17 protein-coding genes and 3 pseudogenes are annotated in these 25,494 nt (G+C 64.2%); 9 read left to right on the forward strand and 11 right to left on the reverse strand.

Features of this window, described 5'->3' with window-relative positions:
- Positions 1 to 244: 244 nt before the first annotated feature.
- A complete protein-coding gene (locus tag G9373_RS28790) occupies positions 245 to 502 on the reverse strand; it encodes a hypothetical protein (RefSeq protein WP_133987669.1) in 258 nt (85 codons plus the stop codon).
- Positions 503 to 714: 212 nt separating this feature from the next.
- Here G9373_RS28790 and G9373_RS28795 point away from each other — a divergent pair, with 212 nt between their 5' ends.
- Complete coding sequence (locus G9373_RS28795; protein WP_133987670.1) at positions 715 to 1,635, forward strand: ParA family protein; 921 nt, start codon at positions 715 to 717, stop codon at positions 1,633 to 1,635.
- Between the two features lie 266 nt (positions 1,636 to 1,901).
- On the opposite strand, the gene G9373_RS28800 is transcribed toward G9373_RS28795, so the two are convergent.
- Complete coding sequence (locus tag G9373_RS28800; RefSeq protein WP_167117993.1) at positions 1,902 to 2,321, reverse strand: hypothetical protein; 420 nt, start codon at positions 2,319 to 2,321, stop codon at positions 1,902 to 1,904.
- Between the two features lie 236 nt (positions 2,322 to 2,557).
- Here G9373_RS28800 and G9373_RS28805 point away from each other — a divergent pair, with 236 nt between their 5' ends.
- Positions 2,558 to 2,794 (forward strand): hypothetical protein, encoded by a 237-nt coding sequence (locus G9373_RS28805; RefSeq protein ID WP_133987672.1) that lies wholly within the window; start codon positions 2,558 to 2,560, stop codon positions 2,792 to 2,794.
- A 503-nt stretch (positions 2,795 to 3,297) separates the two neighbouring features.
- On the opposite strand, the gene G9373_RS28815 is transcribed toward G9373_RS28805, so the two are convergent.
- Both G9373_RS28815 and G9373_RS28820 read right to left on the reverse strand, forming a co-directional pair.
- Entirely contained in the window at positions 3,298 to 4,155 is an 858-nt protein-coding gene (locus G9373_RS28815; RefSeq protein WP_005571224.1) for a ParA family protein, read from the reverse strand.
- A 114-nt stretch (positions 4,156 to 4,269) separates the two neighbouring features.
- Positions 4,270 to 5,886 carry a ParB/RepB/Spo0J family partition protein gene (locus tag G9373_RS28820; RefSeq protein WP_240960792.1) on the reverse strand — a complete coding sequence of 539 codons (1,617 nt, stop codon included), beginning with the start codon at positions 5,884 to 5,886 and terminating at the stop codon, positions 4,270 to 4,272.
- A 2,683-nt stretch (positions 5,887 to 8,569) separates the two neighbouring features.
- Here G9373_RS28820 and G9373_RS28825 point away from each other — a divergent pair.
- Both G9373_RS28825 and G9373_RS28830 read left to right on the forward strand, forming a co-directional pair.
- Positions 8,570 to 9,599: pseudogene (locus G9373_RS28825) on the forward strand (transposase).
- Between the two features lie 336 nt (positions 9,600 to 9,935).
- Complete coding sequence (locus tag G9373_RS28830) at positions 9,936 to 10,106, forward strand: hypothetical protein (protein WP_166680784.1); 171 nt, start codon at positions 9,936 to 9,938, stop codon at positions 10,104 to 10,106.
- A gap of 1,535 nt (positions 10,107 to 11,641) precedes the next feature.
- On the opposite strand, the gene G9373_RS28835 is transcribed toward G9373_RS28830, so the two are convergent.
- On the reverse strand, positions 11,642 to 11,869 hold the full coding sequence (locus G9373_RS28835; RefSeq protein ID WP_005262432.1) for a hypothetical protein: 228 nt from the start codon (positions 11,867 to 11,869) through the stop codon (positions 11,642 to 11,644).
- Between the two features lie 3,278 nt (positions 11,870 to 15,147).
- Complete coding sequence (locus G9373_RS46780; protein ID WP_265148004.1) at positions 15,148 to 15,477, reverse strand: ester cyclase; 330 nt, start codon at positions 15,475 to 15,477, stop codon at positions 15,148 to 15,150.
- Between the two features lie 1,032 nt (positions 15,478 to 16,509).
- Between G9373_RS46780 and G9373_RS28845 the strand changes: the two genes are divergently transcribed.
- Together G9373_RS28845 and G9373_RS28850 are read left to right on the forward strand one after the other, a co-directional pair.
- Entirely contained in the window at positions 16,510 to 18,303 is a 1,794-nt protein-coding gene (locus G9373_RS28845; protein WP_167117996.1) for a hypothetical protein, read from the forward strand.
- On the forward strand, positions 18,303 to 19,100 hold the full coding sequence (locus tag G9373_RS28850) for a hypothetical protein (RefSeq protein WP_167117999.1): 798 nt from the start codon (positions 18,303 to 18,305) through the stop codon (positions 19,098 to 19,100). Before G9373_RS28845 ends, G9373_RS28850 begins: the two co-directional genes overlap by 1 nt.
- Positions 19,101 to 19,264: 164 nt before the next feature.
- Here the strand turns inward: G9373_RS28850 and G9373_RS28855 are convergent, their stop codons facing one another.
- A complete protein-coding gene (locus G9373_RS28855; protein WP_167118002.1) occupies positions 19,265 to 20,647 on the reverse strand; it encodes an RNB domain-containing ribonuclease in 1,383 nt (460 codons plus the stop codon).
- A 263-nt stretch (positions 20,648 to 20,910) separates the two neighbouring features.
- On the opposite strand from G9373_RS28855, the gene G9373_RS28860 reads away from it, so the two are divergent.
- A complete protein-coding gene (locus G9373_RS28860; RefSeq protein ID WP_167118006.1) occupies positions 20,911 to 21,186 on the forward strand; it encodes a LuxR C-terminal-related transcriptional regulator in 276 nt (91 codons plus the stop codon).
- A 92-nt stretch (positions 21,187 to 21,278) separates the two neighbouring features.
- Here G9373_RS28860 and G9373_RS46785 read toward each other — a convergent pair.
- The 3 genes and pseudogenes from G9373_RS46785 to G9373_RS28870 all read right to left on the reverse strand — a co-directional run.
- Positions 21,279 to 21,401: pseudogene (locus G9373_RS46785) on the reverse strand (oxidoreductase); the annotation flags it as partial.
- A 117-nt stretch (positions 21,402 to 21,518) separates the two neighbouring features.
- Positions 21,519 to 21,722: a cold-shock protein gene (locus tag G9373_RS28865; protein ID WP_167118010.1), complete on the reverse strand. Its 204-nt coding sequence runs from the start codon at positions 21,720 to 21,722 to the stop codon at positions 21,519 to 21,521.
- A 330-nt stretch (positions 21,723 to 22,052) separates the two neighbouring features.
- Positions 22,053 to 22,406, reverse strand: coding sequence for a hypothetical protein (locus G9373_RS28870; RefSeq protein WP_167118013.1), 354 nt, complete (start codon positions 22,404 to 22,406; stop codon positions 22,053 to 22,055).
- A 146-nt stretch (positions 22,407 to 22,552) separates the two neighbouring features.
- Here G9373_RS28870 and G9373_RS46790 point away from each other — a divergent pair.
- Both G9373_RS46790 and G9373_RS28880 read left to right on the forward strand, forming a co-directional pair.
- A pseudogene (locus G9373_RS46790) lies at positions 22,553 to 22,839 on the forward strand (hypothetical protein).
- A 119-nt stretch (positions 22,840 to 22,958) separates the two neighbouring features.
- The gene (locus G9373_RS28880; protein WP_167118015.1) at positions 22,959 to 23,354 is read left to right on the forward strand and encodes a hypothetical protein; all 396 of its coding nucleotides are present in this window, start codon (positions 22,959 to 22,961) and stop codon (positions 23,352 to 23,354) included.
- Between the two features lie 162 nt (positions 23,355 to 23,516).
- Here G9373_RS28880 and G9373_RS28885 read toward each other — a convergent pair whose 3' ends face one another.
- A complete protein-coding gene (locus G9373_RS28885; protein ID WP_167118035.1) occupies positions 23,517 to 25,022 on the reverse strand; it encodes a diguanylate cyclase in 1,506 nt (501 codons plus the stop codon).
- Positions 25,023 to 25,494 lie beyond the last annotated feature (472 nt).

Here is a 25,494-nt window from a genome sequence, read left to right on the forward strand (position 1 = left end):
TGGTGCACCGAAGGCCAGCCGGCACCCACCCCCGCTCCCCCGGCCCGGGTATGCAGCAACGAGAGCTATTTTCCGCTCTGAACAGGGGGATCATGGCTCCGCGCTTCACGAGACGCGCCAGGCCACCTTCGGCGGCCGTCCGCAAGACCAGGTTCCAACCTCGCCACTCCGTGTCGGGGAACGACCCACCGTGGCCCCAAATGGTCGGTGCCGAGCCGGCCCTCCACTCCCCCACAGAGCAGACTCAGGCAACAAGAGAACTAATTTCGTCGCTATGTGAACCGTTCATGTCTGCCGATCTGAAAGTGAAGAACACCCTCTGACCTGCTCTTATATTTATGGCCTTAGGTATGGCCTTGGCAACGCCCTTAACAAAGACAGTGATAACCGCCGGTGACATGATCGTCACAGTCACCTTTTTTATGCCCTGTGCGACCACCATCGCAACCACCTTAGCCATGCCCTGATACACCGCCCTCGAATAGGCCGTGTGCACGAACATCAAACCGACCTTTCACAAGACGGCCTATAAGGCCGATACCAACACCATTTACAAAGGCCTAGAACAGACCTCTTGTACAACCTTCCCAACCACCCTTGAACAGGCGTGGGTAATAGCCTTAGCGACGGCGATACTCATGACGTGTTGCACCCCCTTAGACAGGGGCGTGTCGTTGGCCATCTAGGAGACCGGCCAGCCGTACCGTGCTATGCATGTCACCAACGCAGCCCCCGCGCAGTGTGCTCATCGCCAATCAAAAGGGCGGTGTCGGCAAGAGCTCGATCGTCGCAGCGGTCGCAGGCATGGTCTCAGCGGCCGGACGCCGGGTACTCGTCGTTGACGCGGACCAGCAGGCAAACGTCACAGCCTCGGATCTCGGAGTTGAGGGAGACCGCGGGAAGGGCCTCAGCATGGCCCTTCAGTACGCGCACCCGCTCGAACCCACCCGAGAGGTCCGACCGAACCTCGATCTCATCCCCGGAGGACCGGCACTCGCGGTCATCGGCGCGATCGCGGCGACCGCTGCCCAGTCAGGAATGGATCTGCGGGGCAACCTCGTGTCCACCCTCACCGAATTGCAGTCCGTCGAACACTACGACCTGATTCTGATCGACTCGGGCCCCGGCGACGCCCCACTGCTCGACGCACTGCTGGGTACCGCGCGTTACCTCCTCGTGCCGACCAAGGACGACGATGCAAGCCTGTCGGGAGTGGAGCTCCTCGCGGCCCGCTACCTTCGCGCACGGGAGAACGGTTCCCTCATCCAACTTCTCGGTGTCGTGCTCTTTGATGCGAACCCACGCGCGACAGCGCGGAACCGTGAGGTTTTCGAGCAGGTTGAGGACCTGCTCGAGGGCAGCGGCGCTGCGCCGTTCGAAACCTTCATTCGCTCTGATCGTGCAGCCGCCGTCGATCTCCGGATCCGTCACCTGACCCCCGCGGAACTGGTCGCCGCCGCCGAGGATCAACTGAAGAATCGGATCCAGCGGTTGCGCGACAAGAAGCGCCTCGGTGAGCGTTTGTGGTCCCGAGACCCGTCCGGTCTCGCGAGTGACTACCAATCCCTTACCCGAGAAGTTCTCAGCCGGTTGGCGACGGCGGAGAAGGACGAAGTTTCCGGGGGAGTGGCGTGAGTGCACGACGCCGGAAGGCCGCTTTCGATCCCGGAGCTCTTGGAGATCTCGACGATCTGCTCCCCACACTGAGCATTGTCACTGAAACGGTCGACGAAACGACTGCCCCGCAGTCCGCACCCTCACCGGAGGATCAAAAAGGCGAGGCAGCGGCCACCGTACCGGAACCGTCACCCGTAGCGTTGCCCGATCCTCCCGAGTCGGACGACGCGTCGCCAGAATTGCCGAACGCTGAATCTGAAGCCCCCCAACTGCAGTCTGAGGCTTCAAAGCCGGTCGTTGCGCCCCGTCGGAAACCCAAAACACGCAGCGACAGCAGCCCGGTGCCGATCCGGACCGCCCCTCCTGAGGTCTATCTCCCCCCGGCGGTATACACCGCACTGCGCCAACTCACGCTCGAGGAAAGACAGCGTGACCGCGCAACGGCGCGTCCCTATGGGCAAGTGGTCCTCGACGCTGTTGAGAGGCACGCCGGCGAACTTCAACGCCACTGGAGCGCCGCAGAACCTCACGCAAGCGCTGGACTGTTCAAGCGGCGCGAGGCAGGTGCGCAACCGCGCCGCCGACGGCACAGCGAGATTCAGGCTCGTGTGCCTCTTGCCGGGATCATCGCCTCCGATACCGCCACACTCGATGCTCTTGCCGAAGAGTGGTCCGCGGGTAGCCGTAGCGCGCTGGTCGAACACGCACTCCGCCTGTATTTGGATGTCCGACCAGACTGAATAGCGGCAACCGAACCCGGACACGCGCGAATCGATAATCGAACGGGGCGGCGAACCGGGGGAGGGGCGTCCAGTCGTGGAGAGAGCCGCCGTCGCCTCAGCAAAGTGGCGGTGGCGTCCCCCGCCCGTCGGACACATCGCACGCAGACCCTCCGGGAAAAGGTCGTCACTGCGGACACCCGCCCATATATGGTGACGCGGTGCCGGAAACAACGTTCTCCCGAGACACGATCGTGGGTCTGGTCGTACTCCTCACGGTCGGTCTCGCGGCACTGGTGCCCGGTCTCTCGCTGGGCTGGGAATGGGTCAGTGGCCAGGGCAGCACGTCGGTTACGGGGATCTTGTTTCTAACCCTTCTGATCTTCGGCGGCAGTGCGGCAACGGCGTACGCATGCCGTGGACTGTGGAGCCGCTTCCGTCGTCCATCACCCGATTGACTGCACCCGTCCGGCACGGCACGATCAACGCGGGAAGGGGACAGCCCAGTCCTATCGATCGTGGCGACGGAACCGCGCCGGCCGACCACACCGACTTGGCTCGCGACCCTCGCTTTGTAGCCCTCGCTTGCCTATGACGATCAAGCAGAGGGCTTACCGCCGCGGCGATTGCATCGACGGCTTGTCACAAGCCCTTCCGCCTGCCTCCGGAGCTCTCCACGCCACCCGCCTTGCCTCACACCGCCTTACCGGGCTCCAACGGCTCGGCGTCTGGCTGAATCGCGCGACCATCGTTGTAGGTCTCGGCAATCACTCTCAGTTGCGCTGCGAACGCCTCCTGTGTGAACTGCATAAGCGAGTACGGTCGCCCGGTCTTGCGACGCACGAGGCGTACGGCGGCCCGGGCGAGGGCGTGCAGATCATGGGGCACATTGACTGTGCTCGTCCCACGTGAAGGCCGCATGTGCCGCCCAACATCGTTCACCACAGGTGGCCTCCAGTCCCTACGCGACCACTGCCCGTTGTCCGAACAGCCCCAGCTTCTGCATGTGAGTCAGCGCAGCTCGGTAGTCGCTGGTGACCGTCTTTGCCCTGTAACCGTAGATCGGCACCGGAACATAGTTCGTGTAGGCCTCATCCACGATGCTCGCGCGACGGATCGGGGGCGTCACCCTGTCCTCGTATTCGCTCAGCAGATCGTCCATCTGCTCACGGTAAACGTCGCCGATCGGGGGGACTGCGCAGGGGACGATGGACAGCAGCGGAACGTCGACGCGGTAGGTCCGCTTGATCTTCCGCAGTTCCTGCTCCAACGCCGGGATGCCTTCATTCTCCTTGCCGGAGGGCTTCGTGCATGTGATCAGGCCCCACGATCCGTACGGCCCTTCCTCATCGACGGTTGTCGCGAGGATGCCGGCGATCACCAGAACATTCAAGGAGCCGGGGGAGTCGATTAAGGTGACGTCGACAGGATCCGCTTCCTCAAGGGCGTCACGCAGATGAAGGACACCACCGGTTACTGCGGGCAGCTCCACGATCAGCTTGTCGAGTGTGTCACGAGCGGCGGGGACGATTGTGAGGTTGGGGATCTCCTCGTACACGGGTTGGTCGGCTTCGTCGTATCCCCGCAGCACCCGCGCTGGGCGTTCGACTTCTTTGATAGAAGCGTTGCGCCGGAGGACGTCGGCGGCGGTCTTGCCGGAGGCTTCCGGGTATCCGAGCCAGGTGCTTGCGTTTGCCTGACTGTCCATGTCGAGAACTCGGACGCGGTATCCGTCCTGGGCGAGCAGCGTGGCGGTCGAGGTGACCGTTGTGGTTTTGCCGGCACTGCCGGACAGGGTTGCTACTGCGTAGGTAGCCACGGGAACTCCTTGCGGTTTGAAGGTTCTGATTCGTTGGTGTCCGCTTATGGGTGATGCACGGTGCATCACCCCGCGGCGGGGGCGAACTCGGTGATGCACGGTGCATCACCGACGTCAATCGGCGAGAGACAGTGCGCGGCGCGCGGCGTCGAGGCGGGCTTCCTCCCATGCGGTCGGCTTGTAACCGGCACGCTCGGACAGCAACTCCAAGTACGCGAGATCAGAACGGCCCCACTCCCGGGAGGAATCGGCTGCCGCGAGTTCGTAACCTGCAACCGCACATGCCCAGGCGATCTCACTGCGGCGCTTCTCGTCGCCGTTCTCAACACTCACCCGGAACTCGGTGGAGTCGAGACCTTCCAATCCAACAAATGCCTGCGCCAGCCTCCACCCCTCCTTGCTCGTCGCCAGAGCGGAGATGCCATAGGCGTATTGGTCGATAAAGAAGGTCACCAACTTCTCCCGTGACGGAACGGAGGCCGCGAGCTTCTTGCCCGCTTCTCGACGCGCCTTCGCTGCCGCCGCCCCTGCTTCCGCTTCCCGCTTCGCGGCCAACTCGTCGGCATTGTCTTCGGCTCGAGCGGGTTTGTCGACGGCGTAGTAGACAAGCGTTCCTTGCCCGGGGTCGATCGCGCCGACGACTTTGGTGCTCGCGAGATCGATATCGGACACCTCGAACAGTCGATGCTCATGGAAGCTCTCACCGAACCGCTCGCGCGGATCCACGATATCGAGTCCCGCAGCCGATGCCTGCTCTCGGGACTTCCGTTCCGTCAGCACACGTTCAGCCGCGCGCGTCGGGCTCATTCCGCGATCAGAAATCAGCGTGAACGCCGCGAGCTGCTCGGAACGACGGGTATCCGAGCTTTGCGCCGGGTCTGGCTTCTTCTGCCAGCTCCGTGCGGGACCGTAGGGGAGCGCGCCCGCCAAAGCGGCGCCCTCGGCGCTTCGAATCGCGTCCTCCGCAATCGCAGCCTGGACCTCGGGGGCAAGGAGTAACAGCGACAGCCGCCTTGACACCGTCGCCTGATCGACGCCCAGCTTGTCCGCGATGGCACGCTGGCCCATTCCCAACTCGGAGTACCGAGCGAACATCTGAGCCTCGGCGATCTCCGAAAGGTCCTGGCGTCCGAGATTCTCCAGCGTCATGGCGTCGAGGTCGCCGTGATCGTCCATCACGGCGTCGTCAATTACCGCAGGAATCGTTGCCAGGCCGGCTGCGATGGCGGCCGCACGACGACGGTGCCCATAGATGACTACATACTCGGCATCGTCACCGATAGCGTGAGCGAGGTCAGGCCGCTCCGCGAGGAATCCCTCGCGCGTTACCAGCAGTGCGGGAACCTTGATGCCGTTTGCCCTGGCCCCATTGACTAGTTCATCCCACTTTGGGTCGCCAGTCTGAGGCTTGGACCTGTCCGGGTCATTGAACGGGTGCGGGGCGGTCTGGAGAACCGGAACCTGCACAACGGTCTGACCGTCGGCTGCAGCCAATCCGGCCAGCGCGGCGGTGATGCCGCCCGAGTTTGCATCACCATTCGCCTGCGTAGTAGTTACATCACCGGAGGCGGCGGCCGCGAGTTCCTCACTCTCTTCGCCGCCAGCGAACTTTCGGAACCGACTCGCTGTCTTCCTGCCTGCCGGTTTGCGCGCGGCTGGCTTTCGCTTGGTCGCGGCCGGACCGGTCGATGGACTGGCGGCCACCATTTCGGATGTCACTCCGGCGTTCATCATCCTCCATTCTGCGCATGCTTTGCATGTATTTAGATGGAGCGTACTGGGATCGATCTGCCTCCTTTGATATCTCCGGCGGCGTGTCGCCTATGGGGTGATGCACCGTGCATCACATCGCTTTGAACTCCGGGTGATGCACGGTGCATCACCGCCCAGGCAGTCGGATGAGGTTGCACGCCGCGGTTAGGTTCGGCAGCGAAGAGTCCCAGCGCCCAGGTAAGCGTTCCACTGCCAACCGGTGATGCACCGTGCATCACCGCAGAGGATTCGCGATCAGCCTGGTTCGTCGTCCACTTGACCGCTAGGCGTGGCCGAGTCCCTTCCCTGTCGACTCCCTGTCGACGCCTTTGGTGATGCACGGTGCATCACCAAAGGCGCACCCCACTCCCAAGTCAACACCGCCCGTGCGAAGCGGTGGCGCCCCACCGCGTCGGTCATGGGCCTCGACGTTCTTACCTGCCCCCTTGGCGGTAACACCGCCACTGCAGAACCCGAACGGAGAGGACGCAGCGGACCGCATGTCTCGAGGAGTCACGCAACATTTCGTAGACCACCTCACGGGATCTCGCCGTGATGCACCGTGCATCACTGTCGGCGTAACCCACCCCATGCCGGGCCAAGTCAAGATCCCCGGGGCGAGGCGAGGTCCACACAACACGCTTCGCGGTGATGCACGGTGCATCACCGCAAGGGAGTCGCTCAGCGCGGCTCGTCGCCTACTTGACCGCCCGCGCGGCCGAGTCCTTCCGTTGTCGAGGCCTTCGGTGATGCACGGTGCATCACCGAAGGCCTATCCCACCCCGAACCGGGCCGAATCAATACCGCAGGAGCGAGGCGGGTGGCATGTCGGCGGTGATGCACCGTGCATCACCGCACGGGCAGTCAGATGAGGATGCAAGGCGGGGGAGGCTGTGGCCACACAGAGTCTCACGCCCAGGTGAGCGTTCCACTGCCGACCGGTGATGCACCGTGCATCACCGCGGGCGCGACCCACCTCGGGCCGGACCAGGTCAGCACCGTGCCTGTGACGGGCCGCGACGATCTGGCCCACTCCGTTGGCGGCAACATCGCCGCTGCAGAACCCGAAGAGGGGGCGCCCGCAGCGCGGACCGTATACCCCGAGGAGTCGCGACCTTTCACACACCACCTCACGGGATCTGGCCGGATGCGCCGCGCATCACGGCGGCATGACCGATCCAAATGGGACCAAACCAATGCGCCAGGATCCAGAGAGGTGGCAACCCGCCGGTGATGCACCGTGCATCACCGCACAGGCAGTCGGATGAGGTTGGAAGCCGCGGTAGGCGCTGGCGACAAGAGTCTCACGCCCGGGTAGGACGGTCATTGCCAGACCGATCGATGGGGCGTTCGTTACGAAGCGGATCTTGCTCTACGGGTTGCAAGTCACGTCGAGGCGGTGAACCTTCACGCTCTTGTTGGGGCCGTATCAGCATCGAGGCCATTCCACTTGATGAGCCTCGTGGGAAATCTCCGCTGAGGGCTGGGGCCAATTGGAAGTGGCGTCATACCGGTCGCCGGCTAACTGGGTCCTGAGATGCGATGGACGGCCCCGCGCGCATGTCGGTTTCGCTCTAGCGATCGGCGGGGCATCCCGTTGCGCTGCATCCTTGTTGCTCCGGCATATTGACGCTCTCCCGAGTCCACTGCCTTGGTTCACCTTGGCGAGGCCGTCCCCCCAAGGCAGCGCAACCGGGCCTGGACGGCACCGGGGGAGTGGGCGTGTGACGACTTATGCAAGGAACAGGAGGATGGGACTTGAAGTTGACCAGCTAGCGCTCACGGGAGCGTCGCTCGATCGAGTCGTGGGTGATGCACGGTGCATCACCCACGACCGCCTTCGTCGAATGTGCCGCTGACTGACCGAATGCTGTCCATCTGGCCGGGGCTTTATGGAGTGCTCAGTACACCTTCCCTACCCGGCCCTGGGTAAGATATGGCGATCAGGTTGTGGATCACGGTCTGCCGCCCAGTCGAATTCGTTTCTGTCCCGAACGCTCGGACTGAGCGCCAACCATCATGACGCGGCGACCCGCCTCGCCTGTCACAATCCAACAGGCGAGGCCAAACTTCTAATACTGCGTGCAAACGTCTCGTGATCCGTCGAGCGGTGAAGCACCCTGGCGCACGGGTCAGCCTTCCCGCTAGACCAACCCGACGGGAAGTTGGGTGATCCCTTCAGTCAACGTCCCCTCCATCTCCGCCTGATCACCCCCGACCTCGTCTGATCAATCCATCGGGGTGATGCACGGTGCATCACCCCGATGCGGTCGGCTCCAGGGCTTGAGACCACAAATCCGAGGGCTTGAGCGAGTTCCAGTCGACTCGCCCAGCCGTCGCACATCCAGCGCCGTCAACCGCTAGTCCAGGATCGCCGGATGGCAATCGAACATGACTGAGGCCGTTGATTTTTCTAGCGATTTGACCGGGTACCGGTCGGCTTATGCATCCACTCACCGGTTGAAAGTCCGGCTCGGGAGTGCCAGCCGACGCGTCTCGACGCCACCGAAAAACTCCGGGTAGGTCATGGGACGAAACGTTTACGGGTGCACGTGACTTGGGTCAAGACGGCGGTCTGTGTCCGCCACCGCGCTCGTCGGCCGCAGACCGATCGGTTCCGCGTCTGACCGGCCTGTCGTAGCCAGGTGCATGGGCCCACGATATCGACCTCCAGCAGATCCGGACGGACCAACTCGCCGGCGCAACCCCCGACCTGCTGCACTAGCTACTGACGGTTCATCCACACCCTGATGAGGCCGACGCACGGTGCGGCGCCGACTACGGAACAACGCTCCGACGAGCGCGGCAACAGCCGGAACGGCTACCTGCACCACGGCTTCGACACCCTCGAGTAGCGATCCTCAAGCTGCGATCCGGTTCGTACTTCCCGGAGCATCTGGTTGCTGCGGCGCCGCAAGAGCGCCGAAAGGCACAGGCCACCGTGATTGTCACTTGCTACCTGCTCGGCGTCTCCACCCGGCGGACGGAGCGGCTCGTCGACACGCTGGGCACCACCTCGCTGTCGAAGTCGCAGGTATCGGTCATGGCCGAGGACCTCGACACCCAGGTCGAGGCGTTCCGCAGCCAGCCACTCGATGGCGGGCTTAACACGTTTGTCGCCGCCGACGCACTGGTGCTCACGGTGCGGGAGAACGAGCGGGTGGTCAACGTGCATACCCTGGTCGTGGATGTGACCTAGCCCGAGGACGGGGCCGGGCGGCTGGCGTTCTGCCGGTCCCTGGTCGCCCGCGGCTTGTCCCGGGGTGCGATTGGTGACCTCCGACGCGCACGCCGTGCCGGTGGTTGCGATCGGCGCTACCCTTCCGAGCGCTTTGTGACCGAGGTGCCGCCGCCGAGAAGCTGCCGAAGGTCGCCGATCACCTCGACGCCGGCCGGACCTGTTGGCACGTTCACCGGATTCCCCGAGCAGATCTGGACGAACAATCCGCAGGAGGACCTCCATAAGGAACTCCGCCGGACAACCGATGTGGTTGAAATCTTCCCCGACCGCACCGCCCGGATTCGGCTCGTCGGAGCGGTCCTCGCCGAATAACACGACGAGTGGATCGAAGAGCGCCGCTATCTCAGCCTGAACGCGCTGGCCCGCTCCCGCAGCGACATCCCACCGACAGCACCAGCGAGTTCACGAGGAGGTGACACCGGCCTTGACTGCCTTGCTCACCAACGAGTAGGCACACAACAACCTTCGTACACCACGCCCCGGGACTTGACCCGGTTAGACGAACGATGGACCAAGGACGCAACTAGACACGGCAATACAAACCGGCCACCGGCCCGGCGACTGGTTGCGCCCGGCGCCAAGCTCTGACGCGCAGTGCAGGAGTGGGCCCATGCACTTGGACTGCAAAATCACGCTCGGCCACAGCGATCGCCATTCGCTGAGGGACCATGACGCCCTAAACCATCGCCTACGCAGCGCATGTACCTGCACCCAGGACCCTTCGCGGAATTGGCTGCCCCAGAACTGGCCATCGGCCTCTGCCTAAGTCGATCATCAGTGTTCAGGTATGCGCATCAGCCTTTCGACGCTCAAACAGCTTCGAATTAAGGGCTTGTTTGCACCGCTCACGGTGCCCAGGAGTCGCCACGACGTGATCACGGCAACCGAGACGCGCGTCGCGGTCAGCGATGCGCTGACGGGCTTCCTGGGCCGCTTTTTGGGCCATCTCAGATGGTGAGGGACGGGACCAATCGATCTGAGTCAACCGCCACCGGAGGTATCCAACAGGCCTCTCGATATGTTGCGGCCAAATCCAGCCCCGCTGTTGGGTATCGCGCGTGAGCTCAGCGGCGATGTCACGCCCGGACCAGCGATTCCCATCAACGCCGGCACTCGCAAGGACTTCGCAGATTGCCCCAATGTGCCCAGCCGATTCGAATGCTGGTGCATGAACGAGCAGCTCTGCGGCTGTGCGCTGCAGGCCGATCGGTCGAGGTTGCTGTGCCAGGGACTTAGGATTCTTAGATTGCTGGCCCGCGCGCGCTTGCGCGCGTTTTGGTGATAACTCTCTAACAAGAGATAACAACTTAAATCCCCTGGAAGGGGATAGGGGGCCACGAGCGAGCAATTGGGGATAACTCGAGCGAGCCGCATTCTTTGAGCGTCGGACCTTCTTGGAGAGCTTTTTCCCCGCGCGTCCAGCGGCTATGACCAGGGATTTCGGTGATGTCAGCGCCCAAACTGACGCCGCACGACGTTGAATCCGCCCGTGATGAGATTCAGCAGCATACGATTCGTCAGCTCTCAGGTACCTCCCTCGTACCATCTCGCGGGCGACAGAAAGTGTCTGAAGTGCCCTTCTCGCGCGTTTTACAACTGACACGCTGACTCCGCTGCGGTGGGCGATCGTGTCCCGCGCGGCGCATACGCGCCGGCCCGTTGACCGCTCTGCGAACGAGGCCATGGTTACGGCCACGGCGAAGACAAACTCTGTGCTCACCTTGAATCGCCGGCAAACGTCACGTCCGGTGGTGGAGTTCAACACATTGCGGACCTGGAGCTGCCAGGCAGTTCGTCCGGTCCATGCTGGTGTTGAGGCTTGTCGGCCGGGATCGACGGGTAACGACCAGGACCGGCCACGCTGCTCGCTCTCTGCGTTGAGTCGCTCGATTTCATTGACCCGCTCGACAGCGGCCGAGACGAGAGCGTCCCATTCTGGGTCGTTGGTCGTAGAAACCTCGCCAACAGGGGTGATCTGAACAGCGTCGACGGAAAATGCGGCCGCTTGAGCCGCAGAATTGGGGTGCATGACGCGCCTTTCACGCGCCCTTAACCAGGTTGTTGCCGTGAGTCGCTGGCATCACCAGCAGGACATGGCTTACCCTGACAAGAGCGCACGGTATCGACACGACTGCTCGCGGGACTGCCAATCACAGGAGCGGTCGTGTTGGAACGGCCAAATATGGGCGGTGGGTCTCATCCGGAAACGGTGGGACCCACCGACGTTTTCGCTAGTGGAATCGACACCCCCTCACGGCATGCGTGAACGCCGGAAGGGCCGGCGACATGAGGTCTGCGTACACGGAATTGTCACGTTGACGCTGAGATGAGACGTCGCCGACACCAATATCACGTCGTGTCGCGTGCGCACGACGAATCGCGCGTCCTATACTCATAGAAGGCAGACCTCCTCCCTTGCGTGGCGGTTTGTACGACGAGCGGAACCCCCGGAGCTGGCGAGCGAAGGGGGGTTTCGCCTTTTCTGGGCTCTGTTCAGCCCGTCATCGGCAACTCTTCCTGTCTGGCTTGCGCTGGAATCGCTGGCTCGTTCTCGAGTGCCAGCTGAACAAGCGCGATCATCCGATCGGTGATTGTCTTGACACGACCATCGTCAACCGGTGCGAGAATCCGGTCGGCGATCTCCGCGGGGAACTCAACCCCGATATGGCGAACGGCGACGTCGCGGGCTGGGCGCCCGCCCCGACTTTTCCGAGTTGTCATGCCTTAAATCCTGCTCTTTGGGTTTAACTAAACCGCGCAGCGACACGCCGGGTTAAATAAAACTCGAAAATGACGCGTCGGAGCCTCGTCCAGGCGTGAATCTGGCTCTGAATCGTATGCGATCGACACTCTGTCTAGCGGAGAAATATCTGATCAAATCTCGCGATGCAGCGGAAGGTAATCACACCACCCGAGAAACGTCACGTGATGAATCAAAATCTGTGTGGTACAGCGATTTACGCACACTTGCACCGCGTCGCCGACAACAAGGGATTGGAAGAAAATTACGCACCGTCCACCGCGAAATGCCACCCGCGCTCCCCGTAAGGCCAATCTCTGATCTCGCCATTTCCGCAGATCGGACCTCTTTGCAGGACTTTCGATTCACTCCCTATCGGCGTGCTAGCGAGATGTGGCGAAACCCATTTGCTCGAGCCGCGGACCGTTGGAAACGAATCACCGCCTCATCCGCCAAAGCATCTTTGCAGGAGTTGAATTTTGCGGTGCCATCGAAAGGAGTCACCCCCATCACCCCTCAATCCGATGGGTGACACCGACACTCCGATTGGCCTTCGGGCGGCGCGCTACGCAGCCTTCGCGTGGGACGAAGTAGTACAAACGCGCGCAACGAATGCCGCAACTCGGCCGAGAATCCTTGCCGACCTTTCGAACGATGACAGCCATGGCCATCTCCTAGTCGTCATGATCGGCGCGGGTCCGACTCTCGCCTGCTTGAGTCTCGGGCTGAGCGGCCCGTGACTACCACCCGGGACGGCTGCTATTCGGACGACCTCGATGTTGAACGTGCGCGATGCCTCGTGTTCGATACCGTTGAGCTCCTCGACGAGGATTGGACTCGGCGAGAAGCAAACAATGGCCGTCAGGGTGGTTGGGCGCGTCCGACAAAGAAACGAGCAGTTTGCGCCGCGTCCACTGGCGACTAGGCATACATGCCCAGTACGAGTGCGATACTGGCGATTCAGCCTTCCGCCGAAGTATCCAGACAAAGGACGGGGAACTCACGCGGACAAGATCGCATTCACCGGCAACCGGCGGCGATTAGCAAGACGTACAGTCTGGCGGCGGAGGACATTGTCGTGATTGTCGGTGCCGGCCGACTAGCGCTGCGGGGCATTAGCGCCGCTAGCTGACGGAAAAATTAACAATGGTGGTTGGACCGGTGCGGTTGGTGACGGCTGCAAAGACGTGAGTGCGACGTCCGAGCCGGTTGGGGAGCCCTAGATTCTTTCCCAGTGCCCCGACTCGCGAAACTTCGTCCACGTACGGATCTCGAAGACCTACTTCTGCCGAAGACAGGGACGCTGACCTTTCCGATGGCGGATCAGCCTCTATAGCCAAATGTTGGTGGATCGATATTGGTCTCAGTGGGGGATGGATGGTGATGCACGGTGCATCACCCGGAGGTCAGGTGGTGGTGATGCACCGTGCATCACCGGTTGGGTATGGCACCCCGCCTCGCCAGGCACCAGACTTTCCGCCGTCACAGCCGCACGCGGTTTGCAACCTGATGTGCCATCTACGCGGTGATGCACCGTGCATCATCTGTGGGGTGTGGATCCCGATTTGCCTGGGGCGTTGATTACGTCAGGGTGGTTTATGGCTGCCGTGATGCACGGTGCATCACCGAGCTAGGCCCTTCCTCAGGGGCGTTGCGGACCTGCGACCCCGATGTGATGGATAGGTGAGTTGCCGCTGATTCCGCGAGGGGCGCGATGACCATATTGACGGAGCAGTGACTGTGAGGCCGCTGAACAGGCCTAGTCGGACTGATATGCCTCAGCGTGTGGTCTCGACTTCGTGGTGTTTCCACTTCCTGGACATCCCATTTGATCCGGGGCGTGGTTTACGAAGGTCGTTGTGGGCCGCGCGATGCTCGACTTTCGGCTCGATCGGCGCTGTGACGTAGGGCGATAGCAGGATTTGTTGTCGGTCAACATCGCTCGCGCCTCGCAATGAAGGGCGCCGAAGAACGCTCACCCCGTTCCCGGGGAGTGGAGGCGGCGGCCATGCCTTCGTTATGGTGCTCGTCCGAGTACGTCAGCCGGGAATGGGCGTTGAACGCACGGTCTAGGAATTCGTGGGCCAGGCCCCGAGTCCTGTTGCGGCGGTTGTCGATGATCCCGTAGCTATTCGCGGCCGCTGGAAATGCGACCGACGGAGGGGAAACCCGATGCCTGACCGGCGTATGGCATCCGCGACACCGATACCGGCGCAAGACCGCGTCGGGGTGTCTTGAACCAGATGCGCGGGGCCACCAATGCGTTGGGAAATGGTCTTAGGCACGACAAGCGGCCCAGCGCCGCCTCGCCGAATCGACCGGGCGTTGAGCGAGCGCCAATCGACCGCGAAGGCAAGTGGGCGTCGGCGTGTTTCCGCAAGCGCATCGAGTAATTCGGCGGTGTGCGCGAACTACACAAATGCAGAGATCTACGTCTACTCACGGGGTCCTTCGCGACCTACCCAAGACAGCCTTCGGGTGATGCGCGGTGCATCACCCGGCCTTCGGGTGATGCACCGTGCATCACCCGAAGGAAACGAGGCGTATGAGAATCTTAGCGAGGAAGCTAATCCGGTTGGTTTGAGAGAGATTCAGTATGGATCCAATACTTTCCTCTTCATAGATAGACCACGGTCGAGGCTGGAGCAAGAGGTTGCCGAGGCGGACTGTGACAATCGCCGGGGCCTTCGTGGCAAACCGCAGTCGGAGCGACTACCTCTAGTCTCTGCCAGCAGGGGGCCCGGGCAGGTCAGGTTCAAAACGAAGGGAGATCCACGCGTCCGTGAAGTCACCGATTGTATATGATCGACCGGGGCTGAGGCGCCGAGGTGGCGGCGTTAGGGACGACGTAAACACCTCTGCTGCAATCAAATTCGGCGTAATAGTAACTTCGGGACGCGCCTGACGATTGCCGTGAGTCAGCAGCGCCGCAAGCCAGTATAGGTTGGCGAGAGTTCACTGCACCGGAGATGGATGGGCTCGTTTGACGCCACCACGTCGCATCGGGGCAAGATCGAGCCGCCTCAAGTTCCGAACCACGCGGAACCCCGCCGGAGCTGGCGGACGGCGGGGCCGCGACACCGGCAGTCGAGGATCGGTCAAGCAGCGCGAACCATACTGGCTGAACAGGATTCAGCTCACGGCGTTGCGACACCAGCGGCCTGCACATCGGATCAGCCGGTGCAAGACCGAACGTATGATGGCGACGGTGTCGATTCCAAGAGTGTGCCGCACGCCACATGCATTTTCTCGTCGGCGTTCACGACGTGCCCAGGAAGCTAACGGCAGCGTGCGAGGCCAGGTATGCGCGTTTGGCGTTGAAGACGCCGTTCATGGCGCGATCCGCAATCGATCCGTCGGTCGGTAGCAGCTTGATCTGGCGGGCGAACCCCATTTGGTCGTAGCGCACCGTGATGGTGACGATGACGAAGTGGTCGAATCCCTCGAAGTCGATTCGCCGTCCGGTAGCGACGATGCCGACGAAGATGCCGACGTGCCGTCCGGTCAGGCGCCAGTGAACCAAGACGTCGTTGCCGGACTCGGCGATCGAGATGAGCTCGAAGGCAAAGTCGGTGACGGCGGCGAACACCTAATTGAAGTAGGCGACGATCTCGGCGCTCCCGTGACATGTTCCGGTTGGAAAGTGCACGGTGGAGCGTGCCGTCCAGAATTTGCGTAGGCTGTCGACGTCCTGGGCATTGATGCGGTCGAAAGTCCACTGGACGAGTTGTGCGCTGGAGGCGTCTTTCGGTGAAGCGATAGGGGTCGAGGTAGAGCTGCGATCGGGCATTGCTACTCCCTGCACGTTGACCTGCAAACCTTGGCGAGCCTCACGCGGGACTTCTTCAGTCAAAGCGAACGTCGCACGCGCGAGTCGTCGACTACTCGGGCACGATGCCAACGCCGTCGGAGACGAGACACGAGGGCTTGTCGACACCCGTTCGCTAAGGACATCTCCCAGTCTGCTGTCGACAACTCCAGTCGAGAGAGTCAACATCGGAGAAACCTCAATCAACTTGCGCCTGAGTCACATCGGGCAGTGTCCACATTCACCTGATGATTGGAATCGTCACGATGTCCTGGGGCGGGCGGAGCACAAGAGCCTTGCGCGCAACTTTGCACGCATATCTGCGCGCAAATAGGCGAGCATGTGCCTATACTTCCTATAGGCACCACACGATCTGCTGATTGTCGAATTCGAGGTACGAAGCTCATTGGACGGCGCGCTGATGGTCAGCCACCCCGAGGCGGAAAGGAACCTTCGATGCCGAACTCCCGCGGACTGGGAAGTCGCTCAGACCGGTCGCGGGGCCGAGCGTCCGCGTTTGAAGCGTCCGCGTTTTCGGCCGTATCAAGTCAGGATTCCGCGTCCCATGACGCTGCGAAGAGGCCTCCAGCTGCCGCGATGTTGGAGCCGAAGAAGGGGCCAGAGAAGGAACCCTTGAACACGCGCGTGCTGGCGAGCACATCCCGCCGCCTCGGATGGTTCACAAATGAGTACGGATACTCGGTGACGAATGTTGTCGACGTTGCGTTGCAAGAGTTCTTCGCGCGCAACGGAGTTCCCGATGTCGACTCAAACGGCGAGGTTGTCGACTAGATGGACCGCGGAGGGCGATCGATGGCAGGCGAGGACCAATACGCGCTATTCGAATTCGATGACACAACAGCTGACATCACGGCGGATGAGATTGCCGCTGAATCGGAATCAGACGACCCGCAGGATGTTGTCGAAGAAGTCTCGACGCCAGAACCACCACAGTCTCACCAGGACGTGAGCAGCCCGCCGGTGTGGGAGGCGCTGCCCGCAGGAGAAGAAGCCGATGGCCATGCGTTGATCGTGACCGCCGACGGGACCTTCACACCCTCCGGGCGGGAGTTGACCGGTCCGGTCGACTCCGTCGAGAAGCTGGACAAACTGATCCGCTGGGCCTCGCTGACACCGTTGGGCGCCCCCGCACAGATCTGGATCGTCGGACAGGGCGCGTGCGAGTTGCTCGGGTGGATCATCGACCCGGGCAGCGAAGACGACGTCGACGACATGGAAGCCCTCCGCAACCGCGCCGCCCAGGAACTGACCGCCGTCCTCCACGCCACCCTCACCCCACTGCTGAACGCGGGCTGGGAGTTGCGCGGCGACCCGGGGCACGTGGTGCACCTGTCCCGCTCGATCGGGACCTTCACCTCGATGGTCGATGTGGTGATCGAACCGTACGTGTGGACGTACTGGAACAAGGACTTCGGTTGGCACAACCGGGTCGGTGACATGGGCATCCTCGGCTCACCGACGGCCGGAACGTATCTCCCGGACGACGACCTCCCGGCGGCACGGGAACTCGGTCGCCGGTTGGCCTGGTGCGCCCAGCACCTCGGGGTGCTCCCGGGACCGACGCCCGCGCGGACCGGCGCGGCCCTCGTCGACAAGATCAAGCGGGAACGCACCCGCAGCGGCAAAGGCATCGTGGTCACCACACCCGGGTCGGTCCCGCCGCTGGACGGCCCGCCGCGGGGAGACCTCGAACCCGCTGTCGGCTGGACCCGCGTCCCCGACGCCCAGGATCTCGACAACGTCCACCGGTTGGTCTCGATCGACCAACGCGCCGCCTACCTCGCCTCCGCGGGGATGCTCGAATTCGGCTACGGGCAGCCCAAACACCTGACTGGTGACACTGCCGCGGCTGCGGCGGTGGGGGAGAAGGGTGCCCCCTTCGGGCTGTGGCGAATCACCCTGCCGCCCGGACAGGCACTGTCGCTGCCCGACAAGCTCCCTCTGCCGCACCCGCACATGCTCGCCGACCAACCGGTGCAGACCTGGGTCACCTCGGTCAGCCTCGACGGGCTGTGCTCACCGGTGGCAGACGGCGGAATCGGTGCGGACCTCGACGACCTCGACATCGCCGAGGCCTGGGTCTACCCACAGCAGGGCCGGGCGCTGGACAAGTGGGCCAAGATCCTGCGCGAGGCCCGCAAGGCCGCGGTGGACACCGACGACGACGCGACGAAGCGGTTCCTCGGCACCTGCTACAAGGGCTACATCGGGCGAATGGTCAACCCGGACATGTGGACTGCGACACGGATGCAACATCACCACCAACCGCTCTGGCGGGCGGCGATCATCGCGCACTGCCGGTGGCGCGGCCGCCGCGTGGCGATGCGGATCGCCCGCGAACACGGCCGCTGGCCGGTCCGCACCATCACCGACTCCTGGGTGTACCTCCTCTCAGGCGGTGAGGACATCGCCGACCCGAGCGAGGCGCTGGGGAAGATGTCGGTCGAGAAGGACGTGATCCTCACCGACACCCTCCTGTCCGCCTTCACTTCGGCCCAGGACGTGCACGAGGTGAACCTCGCGATCAAGGCGGCCTTCGCCGACAACGAGGACGCCGCCGACGACGAAGGGGAGGGGGTGCTCTGATGGCCCTGCACCTTCCGAAGCCGCGCACCAAAAAGCCGGCACAGGAGGCGGTCGGTCTCGACGGCCTCAAGGTCTCCGTTGCCAACGCCGCGACCAGCGGTGTCGAAAAATCAAAACAGGTCAAAAGTGGGGGACTGGCCGGCCTGACCAGCAAGGTCTCGGTGAAACAGCTGCGCAAGGAACTCGGCAACGAGGGACTACGGCAGGCCGCGATCGACGCCGGCCGCACACCCCCATCCGCGCGCACACTGCGCCGCTGGGCGCAGCAGGGCCGCATCCCCCACGCCGACGTCCTCGAACGAGCGCAACGCCGTGCCGCGATCGAACGCCTCGGCGGCGTCGATGCGGTGGCGGCGAAGATCGGGCGGTCCCGCTCCGCCGTCTCCCGGTATAGGTCGGGGGAAACGAACGAGTTGCGTGCGGACGCCAGCAAGAAACTCCGCAACGTCAAGGCGCAGGACATCATGAAACGCGCCGGCGTGCTGCGGCCGGACGGAACACCGAAAAGAGCGGTCATCCGCGTCAAGGGTGGCGTCATGGTCCGTAACGGCGCCGACGAGGGCTACGACTACCGGGTCCGCACCCTGGATTTCGCGAACTCGGACACCCCGTTCACCAGTGAGGAGTCACGCGAACTTGCCGCCGCACTGGCCAACGACGATCACGCCCGGGTCGTGGCCCTGCTCGAGCGGCACGCCACCCTCGACTACCCCGAAAACAAGGGCTTCGACAAGTACAGCGACCAGTTCGGATTCCATTTCGACCACATCGAATCCGTCCACATCGACTGGATCTGAGCAGGCGGACCGAACCACGGGCGGACACGTCGTTTCCGCAGGTCAGCATCGCGGAGTCGGTGCTATTACGGAAGTGCTTCTATCTCATCGAGCACCCCTCGCAATGCCGGAAGTGCTCCGCGGGAGCGGGCAGCAGGAACGCCTTCGGCAGACACCTGTTGTCTTTAGTGCTGTCTGAAAGGTGTCTCGATGAGCGCGGCCGCGGATGCGGTCTTCGCCGCCGTCTTCGTGGTCGCGGTAGCGGTGGCGGTGTGGCCGGCGAGGCGCACGGTGGCGGTGAACCGAGGTGCGTGCGCGGGCCCGTCGGTGTGGAACTCCCATACGGGCGGGGCCTGATTGTTGTTTCGGGCGAGACTCATCAGCCAGGCGGTGGGGTTGGACAGTGCCTTGGATTTCTTCGCCCCGTCCAGGTTCAGTGCGGCCGGAGTGGTCGTCCGGTGCGGGAGCCCGGAGGAGGTGGTGCGGGAATCCTCCGGTGCCGGTGGGGGAGTCGTGGGCTCCGGGGATGGTGCGGTGGTGGGCCATTCCGGGTCCGCGTCGGGGTTGTCGATGCCGGTCAGCTGCGCGCGCACTGCCGCCCAGAGGGCGGTCTGTTTGGCCGGTTTCTTCGCGGCCGCGGTGGCCCACGGTCCGCGGACGCCTTGGTGGGTGGCGCGGGCGGCGAACAGTGGGTTGTGGTCGGCGCCGTTGCGCCGGATCTCGAGTTCGGGGGGCGGTTGGTCGGGGTGGGCTTGCCGCCACACCGACGCCACGCTGGGGCCCATCTCCGGGTGGGTGTCGGCGAGGGTGTCGATGACGCGGAGTTGGATGGGCAGCCAGGTGGGGTCGGCGGCGTCGATCAGGACCGCGACGTCCGGGGCGGTCATCAGGTCGGCGTCGACGCGGCGGGCGAGCTCGGAGGCGAGTTCGGCCCGAAGTGGTCCGGTGGCTTCGGCTTTGAGGATCTTGTGGAATCGGCGACTGTCGAGGGCGGTGAGATCGGCGGCGATCGCCACGATGGCCCCGTCCTCGCTGCTCGCCCAGCCGCGGGTGAGGTCGTAGAACGCGAGCGCCCCACCGTCACGGCGGGCGCCCAGCAGGACCTGCGCGGCAGCATCCGCCGCCACCAACTGGGGGTGCAGCGGATGTGCCGGATCGGACAGGATGCCGGGCACCTCGGCGTGATCGACCGCCACACACCGGCCTGGCGGAATCTCCCCGCGGCCGACGGTGACATCGACCAACTGCCCGTCGGAGGTGAGGGTGCCGGTGACCCGCAGACTGGTGCGCCGGGATCCTGCGGTCAGGGTGGCTGCCTGTTCGGCCGTCTCGCCGAGCATCGGAATGGTGCGGCTGCGCAGATACCGGGTCTCCGCCCGAAGGAACGCCTGCTCGTCGGCGACCGACCCCAGTTCCACGACGTCGGCCACGCCCGCGATATGAACCTCCACCGCCCACCCGCGGCCCCCGGGGAGCGGGGTGACGGAGATGGCGTCGTCCCGGTCCCGCGCAGTCGCAGAGTCGATCATCAGCAGCGTCGACACGTCGGTAACTGTGGAAGATGTCATGGTCGCCGCACCCCCCCTTGGTTCTACAGGCCTCCGACGATAACCAATCTTCCCCGGGCGCCGTCAGCGACGCGCCCCTGGAACATCGCCCACGCATCCTCGAAACCGGCTTCGGGTACGGTTTGTTCACCGCGGTGAACAACGGACAAAACGGACACTCTGTGGTGGCACGAGCCTGCTTATCGACCCATCCGGCTGGTGCTTCGCCTCGAATCACCCAGTGTCCTGTGGCAAGCGCTGCGGCCCGAGAAGGTGAGATCGGTATGACTTCTGTTCCTGACTCCACGCCCGACACTGACGGGGAACCGCAGCGGCGGCCCACGCTGACACCGCGCGAGCTGGAGATCCTCCGCATGTGGCTGCGTAGTGAATCGAAGAATGTTGCCGCAGCCGATCTGGGAATTAGCCTGGGCACGATCAATACCCACCTGATCCGGATCCGGGCGAAGTACGCTGCCGCAGGCCGCCCCGTTGCTGACAAGTCTGGCTTGTTGATCCGGGCGCTGCAGGATGGGCTGGTGTCTCTCGCTGAGCTCTGACGCGACGGTCCGCTGCATGCTCGAGCGGGTCAGGGCGCTGCGGAGGGGTGGCCCGTCGGTCTGTCCAATGTGCAGATCTGACGGGCGCGTGGTCACAAGTCGAGTACGAGTTTTCTTCCTTTGCAGCGACTCACGCAGATCATCATCATCTCGCCGGCGTCTTGCTGGTTGGGAGTCAGGTATTCGTCTCGGTGATCGGGCTCGCCTTCGAGCACCTGCCACCGCCACCCCTGGCCGGTGTCCGACGCCCCCGGGGCGTGGGAAGGGCGGTGCCTCGGTCATGTTCGTTTGTCAGGTCAGAGCTTTGCTAGTCGCAACGTTCCTCCGCCTCGTCAGACGGGGCGCACATTCTGGGCGTAAACCCCTTTCGGGCCTCGGCCGACCTCGAACTGCACCCGCTGATTCTCCTCGAGCGACTTGTACCCGCTGCCCTGAATCTCGGAGAACTGGACGAAGAGGTCGGCGCTGCCGTCGTCGGGGCTGATGAATCCGAAGCCCTTCTCGCCGTTGAACCACTGCACTGTGCCCTGCGCCATCGTCGTTCACTCCCTGCAGCCGACGAGACGGCGCCTCCCACCGAGGGCCGATCTCGACACCCTGCCCGGCCCGTACCGCGGGTGGCCGAAGGGTCGAACAACTGGTGTCCTCGATCGGAGGATGCCAGAACTAGCACCCTGTGTGTAGGGGCGAAGGTCCTACAACATCCGTCTCGGCACGCGAGCGCGATTCGTACGCCAGCGCCGCCGACACGTCCCTGAGGCTGCGCGAGATTGCGCTACGCACCACCCGGGCGGTCGGCTCCCCTTCGCGGACGGCGCTGACCGGCGCCCAGGCTAGCGACGGTGTCGGGGGAACGGAAGGTGGGCTCAGGTGGGAGCGTGTCCGTTCGGCCGGTGGTGTCGTCGCGCGTAGAAGCGGTCCCGCTGCTCGTCGAGCAGGAGCAGGCCCCGGTGTCGGATCCGTTGGTGCTCGCGGGCGATCAGCAGGTGGACGGCGACGATGTGTCGAGTCAGGGCGTCGGCGCGGCGGGCCGCGTTCTCGTCATCCAGCAGGTAGGCGGCGGCGCGGTCGCCGGCGATGAGGAACCGCTCGTAGACGCGCCGCGTGGGTGCCTGCTCGTCGAGATGGGATTGCGCGATCACCTCGACCAACTGCAGGGGAACCCGCAGCAGCCGGTAAGGGAAGCGGAGAAGGGACATCGCGAGACCGCCGAGCGTCACACCGCGGATCGTAGCCCTCTCGATGACCCTGGGGACATTGATGCGGAAATCGGGGGTCGGCCTACGGCTCGCACGTTGGGTTCAGGTCGCGCTGTCGCGGGTAACCCGAGAACCAATCCGAGACTCCCCCAACCAGGACCGATCCGATGACCTCACACCGGCACATCACCACCGATCACGACGAGATCCGCGGGCGGATTCAGGCGCATCACGGCGTACCGGCACGAACGGCGGCGCACACCGACACCGCCGGCACCTGCATATCGACTTTGCCGCGGTCCGCCCCGGCGAGCTCGAGCACATCTCCTGGCAGGAGTGGTTCACCGCGTTTGATGCGCAAGGCCTCGCCCTGTGCTACCCGGATCCGTATCTGCGGGGTGGAGCGAGTGCGTGGTTCGAACTCGTGCCCCGAGACGGCGGGATCCATCCCTGACGTAAGCGGCGTGCCCCACGGGCAGGGGGGAGGTGTCGGTTGCGCGCCTGCGTACCTGGGTACGCGTCCGCGAAAGACCACGTTGATCCAGAGGTCGGGGCGCCGGAGGATGTCCGCCGATGACCGATATCGTCACCGTCGACGAGAACGGGCGCTGCCGGCTGCATCTCGAGCGCCGTCTGCACCACGACTGCGACGAGGTGTGGCGGGTTCTCCGCCTGCTGCATCCCGCGTGCGCAGGCACGGGCATGGCGTGCCGGGTCCGGCCGCCCAGCCTGCTCGAGTACGCCTGCAGGGAGAGCGTGCTGCGGTGGGACATCACCGGCGACGGGCACTCGCGGTCGGTTTTACAGTTCAGCCACGATTGTCCCCGCCGCCAGGACGGAATCGAAGAGATGGGCTGGTGGCTTACCGAGCTCGACGTCCTCGGCGAACTCCTCGACGGGGTGGAGGTGACCGATTTCCGGCGCCGTGCCGAGGACATGATCGACCGCTGTCGACGCGCGTTCGAATGAGGACATCAAAGGGCAGTAACTGAACGGCAGGCGCGATGTGGCGCGGCTCGCGGCCCACAACCAGAGAAGAACCGCGACGTTTCACCCAGCTCTACGCGACCCCGGGTGTAGTGCGGTAAGCCCGACCACGCAGTCCCGGAGTTCTCGCGTTGGGTGCGCGGTTCAGAGGCCCGTTCCGTGGGTATCGGGATGGTGCAATGCATATTGGCCGGGTCCGGTGGCCTTGGCCCGGTACATCGCCCGGTCGGCGTGATGAATCAGCTCGTGCGGGGAGACGGCGGCACCGGTGACGGCGATACCGACACTCGCAGTGACCGGCCCGTCCCCCGGGTGCGGGTCCACGGTGGCGATCCGGTCGGCGATCGCAATCACGTCCGCGGGACCGGTGACGGCCGGGCACAGGATCAGGAATTCGTCACCGCCCAGGCGCGCCACGGTATCGGTGGGTCGGACCACGGACCGCAGGCGGTCGGCGAGTCGGATCAGGGCGGCGTCGCCACCGGCGTGCCCCAATCGGGCGTTGAGGTGTCGGAAGTTGTCGAGGTCGATCACCAGCACCGCCACCCGGCCGCCGGTGCGTTCCGCTCGGTCGAGGGCGGCAGTGAGACGCTCCAGGGCCAGGGTGCGGTTCGGTAACCCGGTGAGCGGGTCGTGCAGGCCCTGATGCCGCAATCGCTCCTCCGCCTCAATTCGCTCGAGCGCGGTGGACAGCACAGCGGCCACCGCGGACACAAACGCCACGTCGTGCTCCCGGGTGGGACGCGGTCGGGCGAAATGGGCGGTCAGCACGCCCCAGATCGTGTGGTGTCCGATCGGTACGCCGATGCCGCTGCCCAGCCCCGCCGCGGCCATGTCCGCGGTGGCGAAGCGGCGCTCGCGGGCGCGGTCCGGGCAGCACACCACCGCCGCCTCGGTGGCCGTGTACCCGGTCAGCGAGCCGTGGCCGGCGGCGAGAGTGGTCGGGCGCGGCCCGGGCCCGTGGTAGCCGAGCACCGTCAGGGCCGCCCCGCCGGTGTCCGGCACCCGGGTCACCGCCGCGCACCGCACCCCCAGCAGCGCGGTGACCTCCGCGGTCGCGGCGGTCAGGAGAGTGTCGAGGTCGGCGGTGACCGCGAGCCGGCTCAGCTCGGCGAGTACGTGTTGTTCCCGGCACCGGCGGTCGGCTGCCGCCAGGGCGGCGAGCAGCGGGTGTTCCTGCTCGCGCGCGGTGGACGGCTCCCTGCTGATTACCCCGATCAGCGCCGGGCGCCCGTCCTCGTCGCGTTCGGTGACGAAGACGGACAGGACCACCGGGATCGGAGCACCGGTGCGCACGTGCCGCAACTCCGTTCGCCCGCACCACCGACCCTGTCCGGTCAGGGCGGCCGAGACCTCCGGTGCCTGCGCCACCGCGCTGGCGGTGCAGACGTCGGCGGCCGTGCGCGCGGACACCTCGTCGCCCTTCGAGAACCCCACCAGGGCGGCTCCGGCCGGGTTCAGATAGCGGAGACGGCCCGAACCGAACTCCCACAGCGCCACCGGGGCGGGCGCGCATTCCACCGCGGTGACCAGCTGCGCCGACATCGCCGAGCCCGGGAACGATCCCGTCTCGGATCGGGTCACCTCTTCGGGGAACCCGGATTGTGCGGCGCCCTCCGGCGCCCGGTACGGTTCGAACAATTCAGTCACGACTGATCGATTTCATTCTTGCACAACCACTTTCAATGAATAGCTATGTCTCACCGGCCGCCGCATTCGTTTCACGAGAAGGCTCCCGAGTCGCGGAATCGGCGGCGGCGAGATGCCGAGGCGACATCTCCACGGCCTCTCCCATCCGATGCCCCATGCCCCATGCCGAGGTCCTACCGATCCACGGGCGTGCGGGCGATGCTGATGACGACGCCCGCATTTGGTGTTCATTCGCGTCGTCTCCCTGGGGTGCCCTTTGTGCATGCTGCGCGCCGTGAAGTTCCGAAACCCGTCACTCTCGTGCCAGGTGAGATGAAAATACGGCAACGGGTCTGTAGAGTTTCCGTGTCGGCAAAAACGCGCGTACATTGCGAAGCGTCACTCATCCTTGAGCCGCGCTTATTTCGGGGAGACCCACATTCTCGAACCGCGCTTCACGAAAGTTATTCCGGGTTAGGTTCCCCAATTTTCG

Origin of the sequence: Rhodococcus sp. A14 (assembly GCF_011603105.1) — a bacterium.
Taxonomy (GTDB): domain Bacteria; phylum Actinomycetota; class Actinomycetes; order Mycobacteriales; family Mycobacteriaceae; genus Rhodococcus_F; species Rhodococcus_F opacus.